Genomic DNA, 15,716 nt, shown 5'->3' with positions numbered 1-15,716 from the left:
TTGAGTAAAAAAGTAAAGAGAATAAGTAAAAAGAGATTAGTGCTTGTTCTTATGTTAGCATGTATACTTTTTTTAGGACTAACATTTAGAACAGGATATCTTCAACTCGTAAAAGGGGAGTGGTTAAGTACCAAGGCAATTGAACAACAAACAAGAGAGATTCCTATAGAGCCTAAAAGAGGAACTATATATGATAGAAATATGAAAGAGTTAGCCGTAAGTGTTACAAAATACACTGTATGGTGTAAGCCTGTAGAAGTCAAAGACAAAAAAAGTGCAGCAACACAAGTGGCTGAAATTTTAGACAAAGAATATGAAGATATATACAAGCTAGTAAACAAAAAAAACATGGCGTTAGTTAAAATAGAAAGATGGATAGATGATGATAAAGCAACAAAAATAAGAGAGGCTAAAATACCAGGTATCTGGGTAGCAGAAGACAATCAAAGATACTATCCATATGGAAACTTTGCTTCTTATGTATTAGGACATACATCAAGTGATTCTCAAGGAATAGCAGGTATTGAGATGCAATATGATAAGTATTTAAAAGGTCAGGCAGGAAAATTAATAGTAAGTACTGATGCATCAGGAAGAGAAATACCAAGAGGAATGGAACAGTACTATGAACCTGTTCAAGGTAAGGGGTTAGTACTTACAATAGATGAGGTAATACAACATTATACTGAAAAAGCTGTTCAAAAGGCATATGAGGTTAATAATGCTAAAAGGGTAACAGTTGTAGCAATGGACCCTAAAACAGGAGATATACTATCTCTAGCATCAAAGCCAGATTATGATCCAAATGACCCAAGAACCCCAATATATCCATATTATCAAGAAGAATTAGATAAATACAGTGATAAAGATAAGATACAAGGATATTATAAAATGTGGAGAAATCCAGTTATAAGTGATACTTATGAACCAGGTTCAACATTTAAACTTATAACATCATCATCAGGATTAGAAGAAAATGTTATAAAAGAAAATGAGAAGTTTACATGTACAGGTGGAGTAACCATCAAAGGTCAAAGAATAAAATGTTGGAGACATTATAGACCTCATGGAGAGCAAAGTTTTAAAGAAGGAGTACAAAATTCTTGTAACCCTGTATTTGTAGAAGTTGGTAATAGATTAGGAGTATCAAAATTATATGATTACATAGAAGGCTTTGGTTTTATGGATAAAACCAATATAGATCTTCCAGGAGAAGCAAAAGGTATATTATATAATGAAAAAAATGTTGGTCCAGTAGAGTTGGCTACTATATCTTTTGGTCAATCTATATCTGTAACTCCAATACAACTAATAACAGCAATATCATCTATAGCTAATGATGGTAATAGAATGGAGCCTAGATTTGTAAAAGCTTATACAGATAATCAAGGAAATGTAACTGAGGAAATAAAACCTACGAAAGTTAAACAAGTAATATCAGAAGAAACATCAAAGAAGATGATGGAAATAGTAGAGTCTGTTGTAAGTCAAGGATCAGGTAAAGCTGCATATATACCAGGATATAGGATAGGTGGAAAAACAGGGACTGCTCAAAAAGTTATAGATGGAAGGTATGCACAAGGAAAATATATATGTTCATTTATAGGCATAGCTCCAACTGATGACCCACAAATAGTAGTACTTGCAATAGTTGATGAACCAACAGGAGTAAGTGCTTTTGGTAGTACAACAGCAGGACCTATAGTAAAAGAAATAATGAATGATGCACTACCTTATTTAGGAGTAGAGCCAAAATATAGTGAAGAAGAAAAAGAAGAATTTGAAAAAAATAAAGTTACAGTTCCAGACGTAAGGGACCTAGCGATAGAAGATGCTGTAAAGGCATTAGAAGATGTTAATTTAATACCTAACCTAGACACGGACATAGAAATTCCTAAGGGAACTAAGGTTATTGATATGTTTCCAAAACCTGGTATAAAGGTAGATGAAGAATCTAGCATAGCGCTTTATTTTAAATAAATAATTAATATGTATAAAAGATTTATAATACTTATAGAGAAAAATGTAAAAATTTGTAATTGAAAAGCAAAAGATTATTAACATCTGTTAGAAATACCTTCAAAAAAACAACAATATATTATATAATTATAAAGTTAAGAGTAGAAGGGGGGCAATGTATAACACATACATTGCCCTTTATTCAGAAAATTAAGTTAAATTTAATAACTTAAAGGAGGTTGAAAGATGAAAAGTCTAACAGTAGCTGATATAGTTATTGCAACGAAAGGTAAATTAACACTAGGCGATGAAAATTTCTGTATTGAAGATATAGTTATAGACAGTAGAAATGCAAATGATAAAAATGTATTTGTTGCTATAGTAGGTGAAAATTTGGATGGACATAAGTTTATGAGCTCAGCATATGAAAATGGATGCAAAACTTTTATAAAAAATGAAAGTAGTAGCATAAAATTAGATAGTTCGGACATAAATTTAATAGAAGTCAAAGATACTGAGATAGCACTTGGTGATATAGCAAAATATTATAAAGAACAATTTGATATACCATATATAGGAATAACAGGTAGTGTAGGTAAAACAACTACAAGAGATATGGTATACTCAGCAGTATCATCAAAGTTTAATACTTTAAAAAATGAAGGTAATTTAAATAATCAATTAGGAGTTCCATTAACATTATTTAAATTAGAGGATAGTCATGAATGTGCAGTCATAGAAATGGGTATGTCAGGTTTTAATGAAATAGAATACCTAGCTAATATAGTTAATCCTAAGATAGGAGTAATATCTAATATAGGGTTATCTCATATAGAAAATTTAGGCTCTCAAGAGGGTATATTAAAAGCTAAACTTGAAATAGCCACAAACTTTGATTCTTCATGTACATTAATAGTTAATGGAGACGATAAGTTTTTATCAACATTAAAAAACAAAGAACTTAACTATAATCTAAAAACTTTTGGATTTACAAAAGACAATGATATATATTGTGAAAGTTATGAAATGAATGAAGATAGTATAACATTTACATGTATAATAAATGGTTCCAAAGAAGAAATATTTATACCTACAGTAGGAGAACACAATATATACAATGCAATGGCAGCAGTTTTAGTTGGAATGAGTTTAAATATTTCACTAGATAAGATAAAAGAAGGATTAAAAAACTTCAAAGCTACAAAAATGAGACTAGACATAATAAAAAATGAAAATCTAACAATTATAAATGATGCATATAATGCTAGTCCAGATTCTATGAAAGCAGCTCTAAAAATATTAGGAAGATATAATCAAAGAAGAGTAGCTATACTTGGAGATATGTTTGAAATGGGAGAACATGCAGAGTATGGACATAGATTAGTAGGAGAAGAAGCAGTTAAAAACACTGACTTATTAATAACTATAGGTAACGATTCAAAGTTTATAAAAGATGAAGCAGTAAAGTTAGGATTTAATAGCCAAAATGCATATCATTTTGAAACTAAAGAAGAAGCTATAAGTAAAATAGATAGCTTAGTAAATAAAGAAGATGTAGTTTTAGTTAAAGCATCTAGAGGTATGAAATTAGAAGAAATAGTAGAACATCTTAATAAGTAAATTAACAAAAGAAATAGCCAGCAAGGGAGAGGAGATATATTATGTTAGGAATAACAGAACTTACGTATACATCATTGATTTCGTTTCTAATAGTAATAATATTAGGACCAATTTTTATACCAATGTTAACAAAATTTAAGTTTGGGCAGACTGTTAGAGATGATGGTCCACAAACACATTTAGCAAAAAATGGAACACCTACTATGGGTGGAATATTAATGATGGTAGCAATATTAATAACAGGGCTTACTAGAAGTCAAATTGGAAATGATTTAATAATAGGTCTTATATCAATAATAGGATTTGGTATGGTAGGATTTTTAGATGACTTTATAATAATAAAGAAAAGAAGATCTTTAGGTTTAAAGCCTTGGCAAAAAATAGTGCTTCAATTTGCACTTGCTATATATATATCATACTATCAATATAGTGCATCGCCAAGTGCAGCACAACTTATAATACCATTTACAGATGCATATATAAACTTAGGACCATTATACGTGCCTATAATGACATTTATAATAATAGGTATAGTAAATGCAGTAAACTTAACTGACGGGTTAGATGGATTAGCATCAGGAATAACTTTAATAGTTTCAATATTCTTTATGTTACTTGCATCATACACTACAGTTGCAAATCCTGATGTTGCAGTATTAGCAGCAGCTACAGTAGGAGCATGTTTAGGATTTTTAGGATTTAACTCATACCCAGCTAGAATATTTATGGGTGATACTGGTTCTATGGCATTAGGTGGAGCAGTTGCGGCATTTGCAGTGTTAACTAATTCAATATTATTAATACCATTAGTTGGAGGAGTATACTTTGCAGAAGCATTATCAGTAATACTTCAAGTAGGATCTTTCAAACTAAGAGGAAAAAGAATATTCAAAATGGCTCCTATACATCACCACTTCGAGCAATGTGGATGGCCTGAAACTAGAGTGGTATTTACATTCTGGATAGTTACTGTAGTTTTAGCATGGATAGGAATAATAGCAATATTCTAATTATGGGGGTAATAAAATGAACCTTAATGGAAAAAAAGTTCTATTAGTAGGACTTGCAAAAACTGGTATATCAACAATAAAGCATTTAAATAAATTAGGTGCTAATATAATAGTAAATGATATAAAAGAAAAAGAAAAATTAGAAGATATATTAAACGAATTAAAAGACTTAAACAATATAGAATATATCTTAGGATATCATCCAGAAAACATAGATGATATAGAATTAGTAGTGGTATCTCCTGGGGTTCCACTAGATTTACCATTTATACTAAAGATAAAAGAAAAAAATATAGAACTAATTGGAGAAGTAGAATTAGCTTATAGACTATCTACTAATAATCCAGTATTTATAGGTATAACAGGAACAAATGGAAAAACTACTACAACAAGTTTAGTAGGAGAAATATTTAAAGCTAATAGTAATGATACATATATAGTTGGAAATATAGGTAATCCTGTTATAGATACTGTAGAAGTTACTACTAAAGATTCTGTATTAGTAACAGAACTAAGTAGTTTCCAATTAGAAAGTATAGATACTTTTAAACCACGTGTTAGTGCTATACTAAACTTTACAGAAGACCATTTAAATAGACATCATACTATGGAAAATTATATAGAAGCTAAAGCTAGAGTGTTCAAAAATCAAGATAGTGAAGACTTCTGTATATTAAACTATGATGATGAAAATGTAAGAGCATTAGAAGAAAAAGTTAAAGCTAAGAAAATATTCTTCTCGAGAACTAAAGAATTAAAAGAAGGAATATTCTTAGATAAGAATAACAATATAGTTATAAGATTAGATAAAGAAATAGTACTTTTAAACAAAGATGAACTAAGTTTACCAGGAAATCATAACTTAGAAAACTGTATGGCAGCAGCAATGATTGCATATGTTCTAAAAGTTGACATAGAAGTTATAAGAGAAGTATTAAAAACATTTAAAGCAGTAGAACATAGACAAGAATATGTTAAAACGCTAAATGGAGTAATATTTGTAAATGACTCTAAAGCTACTAATCCAGATTCATCTATAAAAGCAGTACAGTCTTACAAAGACCCTATAATATTAATAGCAGGTGGTATGGATAAGAAAAGTACTTTTGATGAATTTTTAGAAGTAGCTAAAGAAAATGTAAAAGCATTAGTTCTTTTAGGGGAAACAGCAAATTTAATAAAAGAATGTGCAATTAAAAAAGGATTTAAAGAAATATATCTAGTAAAAGATATGGAAGAAGCAGTTAATACATCTTATAAAATAGCAAAAGAAAAGGATGTAGTACTTCTTTCTCCTGCTTGTGCAAGCTGGGATATGTATAAGAGTTTTGAAGTAAGGGGTAATGACTTCAAGGATAATGTAAACAAATTAAAGTAACCTCTTAGTCTTGGGAATGGAGGTAAGTCTTTAATGACTAAGGAAGCTTTAAAAAAACAAATTGAAAAAAATGTTAAAACAGAGTTTGATAGTGTTATATTTTACACTACAATGACTTTAGTATTTATAGGAATCATCATGGTGTTTAGTGCGAGCTTTGTTCAATCCTCCTTTAAGCATCATGATGCTTATTATTTTCTAAAGAGAAATGTAATTTATGCAATACTAGGATTTATTTGTATGATTACTATTTCAAATATAGATTATAAGGTATGGAAGAGAAATACAAAGCCTATAGGTATAGTAGCTATAATACTACTTATATTAGTGCTTACTCCACTTGGAATAAAAGCAAATGGAGCTAGAAGATGGTTAGGGGTAGGTGCATTTACAATACAACCTGCTGAAATAGCTAAATTTGCAACTATAATAATTACAGCTAAATTAATAGAGAAAAAATATGAAAATATAAAGTCTTTTAGAAAAGGGCTTATACCACTAATGCTAGTACCAATTTTATTTTTTACACTTATAATGGGTCAACCAAACATGTCAACAGCAGGAACTATAATATTAGTAACATTTGTTATGGTGTTTGTGGCAGGGATGAGTATGAAAATAGTTGGATTTATGTTTGGAAGTGGTATTGCATTATTCTTAGCACTTGGATTAACTTCAGAGTATAGATTAAAGCGTATATTATCATTTCTAGACCCATTTCAAGACCCATTAGGTAATGGGTATCAAGTCATTCAAGGGCTCTATGCACTAGGCTCTGGAGGGCTATTTGGCATGGGATTAGGAAAGAGCCAACAAAAGTGGTTTTACATACCAGAACCCCAAAATGATTTTATATTTGCTATAATAGGAGAAGAACTAGGTCTTATAGGTTGTGCAGTAGTTATAATGTTATTTGTTATACTAGTGTATAGATGCGTAAGAATAGCATTAAAATGTGACAATATATTTTCTTGTATGGTAGTTATAGGAATTGGTGCACAAATAGGAATACAAGCAGCTTTAAATATTGCTGTAGCAACATCATCAATGCCAGTTACAGGAGTTGCATTACCATTTATAAGTTATGGGGGTACTTCCCTTATAATATTTATGAGTGCTATAGGAATAGTCCTAAATATCTCAAAACATGTCAAAATTAATTAACAGGAGAGGATAAAATGAGAGTTTTATTATCAGGTGGTGGAACTGGAGGACACGTTTACCCAGCCATAGCCATAGCAAATAAAATAAAAGAGGAGCATCCAGAAGCAGAAATACTTTTTGTAGGAACTCAAAAAGGTATAGAATCAGAAATAGTGCCTAAATATGGATATAGATTAGAAACAGTAACAGTACAAGGATTTAAAAGAAAAATTGATTTAGATAATGTAAAACGAATATTTAAGTTATTTAAAGGATTAGAACAATCAAGAAGGGTTGTTAAAAAATTTAAACCAGATGTTGTAATAGGAACTGGTGGATATGTAAGTGGTCCAGTTTTATTTAATTCAGCAATAAACAAGGTTCCAACAGTAGTACACGAACAAAACTCTTTCCCTGGTGTTACTAATAAAATACTTTCTAAGATGGTTACAAAAGTATTAACAAGCTTTGAAGATTCTCATCAAAGATTCCCTGAAGATAGTAGAGGGAAATTAACACTTACAGGAAACCCAGTAAGAAAAGAAATATTAAATGCTAGAAAAAATATAGCGAGAAGAAATTTAGGAATAACTGAAGATAAGAAAATGGTACTTTGCTACGGAGGTAGTGGAGGAAGTGAAGATATAAACAATGCAATGAGATTAGTTATAGATAATATGGTAAAAGAAGACGTAGCATTTATATTTGCTACAGGAAAGTATTACTATGAAGAATTCTCTCAAACTATAAATCACTTAAACTTAAAGCCATACCAAAAAGTAGTACCATATTTAGAAGATATGGCAAATGCATTAGCAGCAAGTGATTTAGTTATAGGAAGTGCAGGGGCTATATCTTTAGCTGAAATAACAGCACTTGGAAAACCATCAATAATTATACCAAAAGCATATACAGCCGAAAATCATCAAGAGTATAATGCTAAAAGTATAGAAAATCAAGGTGCTGGAATAGCAATACTTGAAAAAGATTTAACTCCTGAAAAATTAAATGAAACAGTATTTAGACTTTTAGGAGATAAAGAAAAATTAATAGATATGGCAAATGCAAGTAAGGAAATAGGAAAGCCTGAAGCTATTGAAATAATATATGATGAAATACTAAAAATATATAATGATAACAACAAGCAAAAATCACCATCTAAAAAAGAAAATAAAAAGATAAAAACAAATAATCAAGCAGAAGAAGCACAAAATATTTGTAATAAAGATATAGAACAAGAACAACCAAAAGTAATTGGAATAAAGAAAAAGTAACATATATCCCCTCTAGTACATAATATTTAAATTATAGACCTTATGATTTAATATACAGCACTAGGGGGGATAATTTTGTCTAAGTATATAATTAAAGGTGGCAACAAAATAGAAGGAAAGCTTAATATAAGGGGAGCTAAAAATGCTATATTACCAATAATGGCAGCCACCATACTTAATGAAAGTGTGAGTATTATCCATAATGTACCTGATATATCAGATGTGCATTTTATGATAAAAATATTAGAAAGCATTGGATGTAAAGTCAGTTATAGCGATGGTACACTTATTGTAGATAGCTCTTTTGCTGACCAAGTGGAAATAGAAGAGTGCTACGTTAGAAAAATGAGATCTTCTATAATTATAATGGGAGCAATGATTGGTAGATTTGATTATACTAAAATAAGTTACCCAGGAGGATGTGCAATTGGTTCAAGGCCAATAGATTTACACCTTAAAGCTTTAAAAGAATTAGGTATAAGGATAGAAGAAGACGAAGGTTTTATAAAGTGTTATAAAGATAATTTAGAAGGAAATATAATAAACTTTGAATTTCCAAGCGTTGGAGCTACTGAAAATGCAATTCTAGCTGCAGTTAAAGCAACAGGAATAACCAAAATATATAATGCAGCTAGAGAACCTGAAATAGAAGATTTACAAAATTTTCTAAATAAAATGGGTGCAAAAGTAAAAGGAGCTGGAACTAATTATATAGAAATTGAAGGTGTAAGAAAACTTCGTAAAGTAGAACATGATGTCATACCAGATAGAATAGCAATAGGAACATATATGATAGCATCAGCATTAACTAGTGGTAAACTTGAAGTAGATAATGTAGTAATATCACATATGGAACCTATAAGTGATAAGCTAAGAAGTGCAGGATGTGAAATAGAGTATAAAAATGGTGGATTATTACTTAAACCACCAAGTAAAATCAAATCCATAGATTTAGTTAGGACTTCACCTCATCCAGGATTTCCAACAGATATGCAAGCTCAACTTATGACATTTATGACCCTTTCGGATGGGATAAGTGTATTTCATGAGACTATTTTTGAAAATAGGTTTATGCATTGTGCTGAATTAAGTAGGTTAGGAGCTAATATAAAATATATAACAGAAAATATATGTATGATAAAGGGTGTAGAAAAGTTAAGAAGTGCCAAGGTTAAATCTCCAGACTTAAGAGGAGGAGCAGCTTTAGTACTAGCAGCATTAACTATTCCACAGGAAACAGAAATAAGCAATATATATCATATTGAGAGAGGTTATGAAAATATAGAAAATATATTAAGAGGATTAGGTGCAGATGTATTAAAAATAGAGGAAATATAAAAATAAAAGGCTTTTAAGCCTTTTTTTCATGAAGATTATATTGTATAAAGGATAAATTATATTATTAGTTGTATTAATATTATATAAGATTTTTAAGGAGATATATTTTATGAAAAGATTAAAAAAGGGAGCTTTAATAAATATTTTTATATTAATATTAATAATTATAGTACTTTTATACACATTACTTAATAGCAATGTTTTCAATAGTAATAAAATAAAAATTGAAGGAAATGACAAAATTTCAAAGGACTATATAATTAAAAGTTTAGATTTAAGAGAAGATAAAAATATATTTATGTATAACTTAAAAGATATGGAAAAAGAACTTAAGGAAAATAAATATATAGAAGATGTAAAGTTAAAAAGGGAATTTCCAAATAAACTAAATATAATAATTATAGAAAAAGAAATAGCAGGAATAATTCAAAGTGATGATTTAAAATGCTATATTGATAATAAATGTGAGTTTATTGATAAAGTTAAGAAAGATGAAGAAATAGATAATTATCTTATGATAGATATTGGATATAAGTTAGATAAGAACAATAATATAAAGTTTAAAAAAGAAAAACATAAAAATAATTTATTAAAAGTATTAAAAAACATAAAGAGTTTAACTTTATATAAAAAAATAAATAAAGTTAAAATAGAAGAAGATTATATAAGGATGTACACTCCAAAAGGTCTAGAAATTGTATTTTTAAACAATAAAAATATAGAAGATAATATGAAAAAGACAGAAGCAATATTAATAGATTTACAAAGTAGAAAAATAAGCAAAGGAACAGTTGATTTTACACAGGGAAAAAATCCAATTTACATGCCATAGGTAAGGGTGATTTTATTAAAAATAAGATATAAGAATATAATCATTCGTAGTATACAATTAAAGGTTATGAATGAGGAAAATAACATAACAATAAATTCCTGTAAAAAATATAAACAAAAAGTATTAAAAAACTTGAAAAATATAAGTGTTTCAAAGTAAAATAAAGAGGGTAAGCATTTATGATATGGATATTAAGAAGATTAATCTTAGGTATAGTAGATTAAAATTATATATCGTTTACTTATCCTATGTATTATTTACTATATATCTGTATAGATACTTATAAGTAAGGATTCTATATTTGGTGCAATAAAGTCTTGGTTTTAAGGTAAATATGTCGCTAAACTAGTGTTTAGGTCGAGATTATATGACAACTTATAAGTTATTAGAAGACATATTGTTACAAATTTAAGAAATAAAAAAAGAGGAAATTGAATGTTTTTGTGGAATAACTTAGTTAATTATTAACAAAAACAAGAATTAAATGATATAATTAATACATACATTTACTTATAATCATAAAATAAGGAGGTTACGCGATGCTAAACTTTGACGTTGAAACAGATGGACTTGCACAAATCAAAGTAATAGGTGCAGGTGGCGGTGGAAACAATGCTGTTAATAGAATGGTTGAAGCACAGCTTCAAGGTGTTGAATTTATAGCTGTTAATACTGACAAACAAGCTTTACTTACATCAAAAGCAGAATATAAGATTCAAATAGGTGAAAAATTAACAAGAGGACTTGGAGCGGGAGCAAATCCTGAAGTAGGAAAAAGAGCCGCTGAAGAAAGTAAGGATGAAATAGTAAAGGTACTTCAAGGTGCTGATATGGTATTCGTTACAGCTGGTATGGGTGGAGGAACAGGAACAGGTGCTGCTCCAGTTATAGCTCAACTTGCTAAAGAAATGGGAATACTTACAGTAGGAGTAGTTACAAAGCCATTCTTATTTGAAGGTAAAGTAAGAATGAAAAATGCAGAAAATGGTATAGCTGAATTAAAGTCAAAGGTTGATACATTAATAACTATACCTAATGATAGACTTTTACAAATAGTACAAAAGAATACATCTATGCTAGACGCATTCTCTATAGCAGATGACGTATTAAAGCAAGGTATACAATCTATATCTGATTTAATAGCTGTACCAGGACTTATAAACTTAGACTTTGCTGACGTTACTTCTGTAATGAAAGAACAAGGACTAGCTCACATGGGTCTAGGAAGTGCTTCAGGTGAAAATAGAGCTATAGAAGCAGCTAGACTAGCTATACAATCACCACTTCTTGAAACATCAATAAGAGGTGCTAGAGGAGTTTTACTTAATATAACAGGAGGACCTAACTTAGGATTACTTGAAATAAATGAAGCATCGACTTTAGTTAATGAGTCATGTGACCCAGAAGCAAACATAATATTCGGGGCATCTATAAGAGAAGACCTAGGTGAAGAAATAATGATAACTGTTATAGCAACTGGTTTTGATGAAAATAATCATGACTTAGGTTACAAGATAGCTGAAAAACCAAAAGCTACTTCAAGACCTACTTTAAATACACAGCCAACACAACCAGCACCACAAATGCAAAAAACATCAATAATAGAAGAGAAAGAAGAGATCATAGCTCCAAAAGAAGAACCTAAAAGAGCTAGCTTTATGGAAGATGATGAAATGGAGATACCAACTTTCTTAAGAAGAAGAAGATAAAGAAGTCTAAATGACTTCTTTTTTTATGTATAAAAAATTTATATTAAGCATAAATTTGATTGAAAATTATATATAAGATATATAAATGAGCCTATAAATGTAAAAAAATTTTATAAACTGATGATATTGGTGGATATATGAAAAAAGCGAAATTTTTTATATAAAAAATTAGTTATTATACTTTTAAGAATAAAAATTAATAACTTTGAATAAATATTAGTATAGAGAATAACAAAGTTAATTAAATAAAAACAATATAACAATACTATATAAATATTAAATAGAAAAGAAAGCAGAATGCTTTCTTTTTTTGTGAATTTTTACACTAAAATAAATGGGTTTCGACCATTAAAAATGACATAAAATTATAAACTATCTAACTTATAATATACACAAAGGTTAAAGGAGGTTAGCTTAATGTATATAGAGTACTACATTATAGAAAACCTATTAATAAATTATATTATTATAAGTTGTACATCTATACTAACAAAAAAATATAATAACAATAAAAAAAAATGGATATGTGCATCTGTAGGTACATTATATTCAATTGCGTATATTTTTCCACAACTAGATATATTATTTACGCTACCACTCAAGATTATTATCATAGGACTAATAACATTATTTTTATTTGATTATAAAAACAAAAAAGAATACTTTAGAGTATTGTTGGTATTTTTATTAGTTAATATATTTATTTCTGGAACTACATTTTTTATAATTTATTTCACAGGTATAAGTCATTTAAAAATATCATTTTTAATCATTTGTGCATATATAAGTTGTGAACTTTTAAAATATATCTATAATGATATAAGTTTAATGAGGCAAATAAAGGAGAGTACAAAAGAAATTGAAATAACATTGCTTAATAAGACATGTAGTTGTAGGGCATTATTAGATACAGGAAATTTATTAAAAGATCCTTTAAGTAATAATGACATAGTAATAGTAAAATCCAAAGCTTTAAGAAATATAATTCCAAGCTATCTCTATAATTATGAATATGATGATATAGATATAGTTGAGATTGAAAGTATAATAGATAATTTAGAAAGTGATATTGCATCTAGAGTAAGGGTTATACCGTATAAGCATGGAGGAAGTAGTAAAAATAATATAATGTTTGGTATAAAAGCTGATTATATAGAAATTGATAAAACTAAAATAGGTAATATCGTAGTTGGAATATCAGATTTTGATGATGATAAGTACAATGCTATACTAAATCCTAGTATATTATCGTAAATAAAACAAACAAAAGGGGGAGGTTATTATGAAGTCATTAATTGTAAAGTTATCTATCAGAATTAAGGAAGTACTAATTAAATTTAAAATTTTTAAACCAAAAGGTGTGTATTACATGGGGGGCGTAAATGTATTACCACCACCATTAAATTCAGATGAAGAAAGTGAACTATTACAAAGGTTAGAAAAAGATGAAGAAGTAAAAACAATTTTAATAGAGAGAAATCTAAGATTAGTAGTATACATATCTAGAAAATTTGAAAATACTGGAATTGATATTGAGGATTTAATATCAATTGGTACTATAGGTCTTATTAAAGCTGTAAATACATTTAAGTTAAATAAAAATATTAAATTAGCTACTTATGCATCAAGATGTATTGAAAATGAAATCCTAATGTATCTTAGAAAAAATAATAAAAAGAAGGTAGAAGTATCTTTTGATGAACCTTTAAATATAGATTTAGATGGAAATGAACTACTACTTTCAGATGTATTAGGAACAGAAAATGATGAAATCTATAAAATAATAGAAGAAGAGATAGATAAAGATTTACTAGTTATGGCTTTAGATAGATTATCAGATAGAGAAAAGCAAATTATGGAATTAAGATTTGGGTTAATAAATAGGGGAAGGGAGAAAACTCAAAAAGAAGTAGCTAATATACTTGGAATATCTCAATCTTATATATCTAGATTAGAAAAAAAAATAATATCAAGATTAAAAAAGGAAATGAAAAAATTTATATAATTATCTCTTAAAAGTATAAAAAAATATGATGTGTAAATAATTTCATATAGATAAAACTTTTAAGAGAGGACTGAAATTTATGCAAATTAATAAAGTTGAAATCTGTGGTGTAAATACATCTGAACTTCCAGTACTTAAAAATAATCAGATGACCGAACTTCTTCACAAGATAAAAGATGGAGATGAAGAAGCAAGACAGCAATTTGTAAGAGGGAATTTAAGACTAGTTTTAAGTGTAATACAAAAATTTAACAATAGAGGGGAGAACATAGACGATTTATTTCAAATTGGATGTATAGGACTTATAAAGGCTATTGATAACTTTGACTTAAGTCAAAATGTAAGATTCTCAACTTATGCAGTCCCTATGATTATAGGTGAGATAAGAAGATATTTAAGAGATAATAATCCAATAAGAGTAAGTAGGTCATTAAAAGATATTGCATATAAGGCCTTACAAGTAAGAGAAAGGCTTGTTAGATCAAATTCAAAGGAACCTACAGTATCTGAGATATCTAAGGAATTAGAACTACCTATTGAAGATGTTGTAATGGCATTAGATGCAATACAAGACCCTATATCATTATTTGATCCAGTTTATCAGGACAATGGAGATGCAATATTTGTTGTGGATCAAGTTCAAGATAAAAAAGATACTGATGAAAATTGGTTACAAGAAATTGCCTTAAAAGAAGCCATAAAAAAATTAAATAGTAGAGAAAGGTTAGTTTTAGACCTTAGGTTTTATAAAGGAAGAACTCAAATAGAAGTAGCTGATGAGATAGGTATATCTCAAGCACAAGTATCAAGAATAGAAAAAAACGCATTGAAAAATATGAGAAAATATATATAATATATAGTATAAGAGAAATCGTTGGTATATAATGCCAACGATTTTTCTTAGAACTGAGAAAACACTTTTAAACATTGGAAAAATTTTCTTAATATGTGATAAGAATAGGAGTTAGACCATGTTAACATCATCAATAGGGTATATGATCTTGCGTACATTTCCAGAAAGTATAGTAACTATATTTTGTGGAATGTTGCTTATGGGAATAAAATTAGATAACAAAGAAATATTAAAAAAAGGATTTTTATTAGGTGTGATAGTAATAGCAATAAGATCTTTACCTATAAATTTTGGAGTACATACAATATTATCTATGATAGCTTTAGGTATAATGTTATACAAAATGTCAAAAGGTGATTTGTTAAGAGTAGTAATATCCACATGCTTATTTTTTATAGCTCTTGCCATGAGTGAAGGTATATATATTTTTATAGCAACAACTTTATTAAGTATACCAATAGAAATTTTAACTAATCAAGACGGACCTATTTCAGCTATAAGAACGTTACCATCGCTTTTGATAGCTATAGGAATTGTATTTTTACTAAAAAAATTGGTTATGGAAAATGTGAATCAATATATTAAGAGAGGATAA

13 protein-coding genes are annotated in these 15,716 nt (G+C 28.5%); all 13 read left to right on the top strand.

The genetic code is table 11. The features are described from left to right. The 13 genes from I4U89_RS08150 (at window position 1) to I4U89_RS08090 (ending at window position 15,716) form a co-directional block, all read left to right on the top strand. Window positions 1–1,980, top strand: coding sequence for a stage V sporulation protein D (locus tag I4U89_RS08150; protein WP_243279174.1), 1,980 nt, complete (start codon window positions 1–3; stop codon window positions 1,978–1,980). A gap of 225 nt (window positions 1,981–2,205) precedes the next feature. Continuing rightward, the gene (locus I4U89_RS08145; RefSeq protein ID WP_195939881.1) at window positions 2,206–3,579 is read left to right on the top strand and encodes a UDP-N-acetylmuramoyl-tripeptide--D-alanyl-D-alanine ligase; all 1,374 of its coding nucleotides are present in this window, start codon (window positions 2,206–2,208) and stop codon (window positions 3,577–3,579) included. Between the two features lie 38 nt (window positions 3,580–3,617). Continuing rightward, window positions 3,618–4,589 carry a phospho-N-acetylmuramoyl-pentapeptide-transferase gene (gene mraY / locus I4U89_RS08140; RefSeq protein ID WP_092924153.1) on the top strand — a complete coding sequence of 324 codons (972 nt, stop codon included), beginning with the start codon at window positions 3,618–3,620 and terminating at the stop codon, window positions 4,587–4,589. 16 nt (window positions 4,590–4,605) lie between these two features. After that, complete coding sequence (gene murD / locus I4U89_RS08135) at window positions 4,606–5,967, top strand: UDP-N-acetylmuramoyl-L-alanine--D-glutamate ligase (protein WP_195939880.1); 1,362 nt, start codon at window positions 4,606–4,608, stop codon at window positions 5,965–5,967. Window positions 5,968–6,000: 33 nt separating this feature from the next. Continuing rightward, window positions 6,001–7,131 (top strand): stage V sporulation protein E, encoded by a 1,131-nt coding sequence (gene spoVE, locus I4U89_RS08130; protein ID WP_195939879.1) that lies wholly within the window; start codon window positions 6,001–6,003, stop codon window positions 7,129–7,131. 14 nt (window positions 7,132–7,145) lie between these two features. Next, the gene (murG, locus tag I4U89_RS08125) at window positions 7,146–8,384 is read left to right on the top strand and encodes an undecaprenyldiphospho-muramoylpentapeptide beta-N-acetylglucosaminyltransferase (protein ID WP_195939878.1); all 1,239 of its coding nucleotides are present in this window, start codon (window positions 7,146–7,148) and stop codon (window positions 8,382–8,384) included. A 75-nt stretch (window positions 8,385–8,459) separates the two neighbouring features. Further along, on the top strand, window positions 8,460–9,722 hold the full coding sequence (gene murA, locus I4U89_RS08120; protein ID WP_195939877.1) for a UDP-N-acetylglucosamine 1-carboxyvinyltransferase: 1,263 nt from the start codon (window positions 8,460–8,462) through the stop codon (window positions 9,720–9,722). A gap of 109 nt (window positions 9,723–9,831) precedes the next feature. Continuing rightward, window positions 9,832–10,554 carry a cell division protein FtsQ/DivIB gene (locus I4U89_RS08115; protein ID WP_195939876.1) on the top strand — a complete coding sequence of 241 codons (723 nt, stop codon included), beginning with the start codon at window positions 9,832–9,834 and terminating at the stop codon, window positions 10,552–10,554. Between the two features lie 539 nt (window positions 10,555–11,093). Beyond that, window positions 11,094–12,263: a cell division protein FtsZ gene (gene ftsZ / locus I4U89_RS08110; RefSeq protein WP_195939875.1), complete on the top strand. Its 1,170-nt coding sequence runs from the start codon at window positions 11,094–11,096 to the stop codon at window positions 12,261–12,263. Between the two features lie 417 nt (window positions 12,264–12,680). Beyond that, the gene (locus I4U89_RS08105; RefSeq protein ID WP_195939874.1) at window positions 12,681–13,517 is read left to right on the top strand and encodes a sigma-E processing peptidase SpoIIGA; all 837 of its coding nucleotides are present in this window, start codon (window positions 12,681–12,683) and stop codon (window positions 13,515–13,517) included. A 28-nt stretch (window positions 13,518–13,545) separates the two neighbouring features. Next, the gene (gene sigE, locus I4U89_RS08100) at window positions 13,546–14,268 is read left to right on the top strand and encodes an RNA polymerase sporulation sigma factor SigE (protein ID WP_195939873.1); all 723 of its coding nucleotides are present in this window, start codon (window positions 13,546–13,548) and stop codon (window positions 14,266–14,268) included. A 79-nt stretch (window positions 14,269–14,347) separates the two neighbouring features. Further along, window positions 14,348–15,121 carry an RNA polymerase sporulation sigma factor SigG gene (gene sigG, locus I4U89_RS08095; RefSeq protein ID WP_092924178.1) on the top strand — a complete coding sequence of 258 codons (774 nt, stop codon included), beginning with the start codon at window positions 14,348–14,350 and terminating at the stop codon, window positions 15,119–15,121. 118 nt (window positions 15,122–15,239) lie between these two features. Beyond that, a complete protein-coding gene (locus I4U89_RS08090; RefSeq protein WP_195939872.1) occupies window positions 15,240–15,716 on the top strand; it encodes a hypothetical protein in 477 nt (158 codons plus the stop codon).

Origin of the sequence: Romboutsia sp. 1001713B170131_170501_G6 (genome assembly GCF_015668195.1) — a bacterium.
GTDB lineage: Bacteria > Bacillota > Clostridia > Peptostreptococcales > Peptostreptococcaceae > Romboutsia_C.
This window is presented reverse-complemented; position numbering and strand designations above follow the sequence as displayed.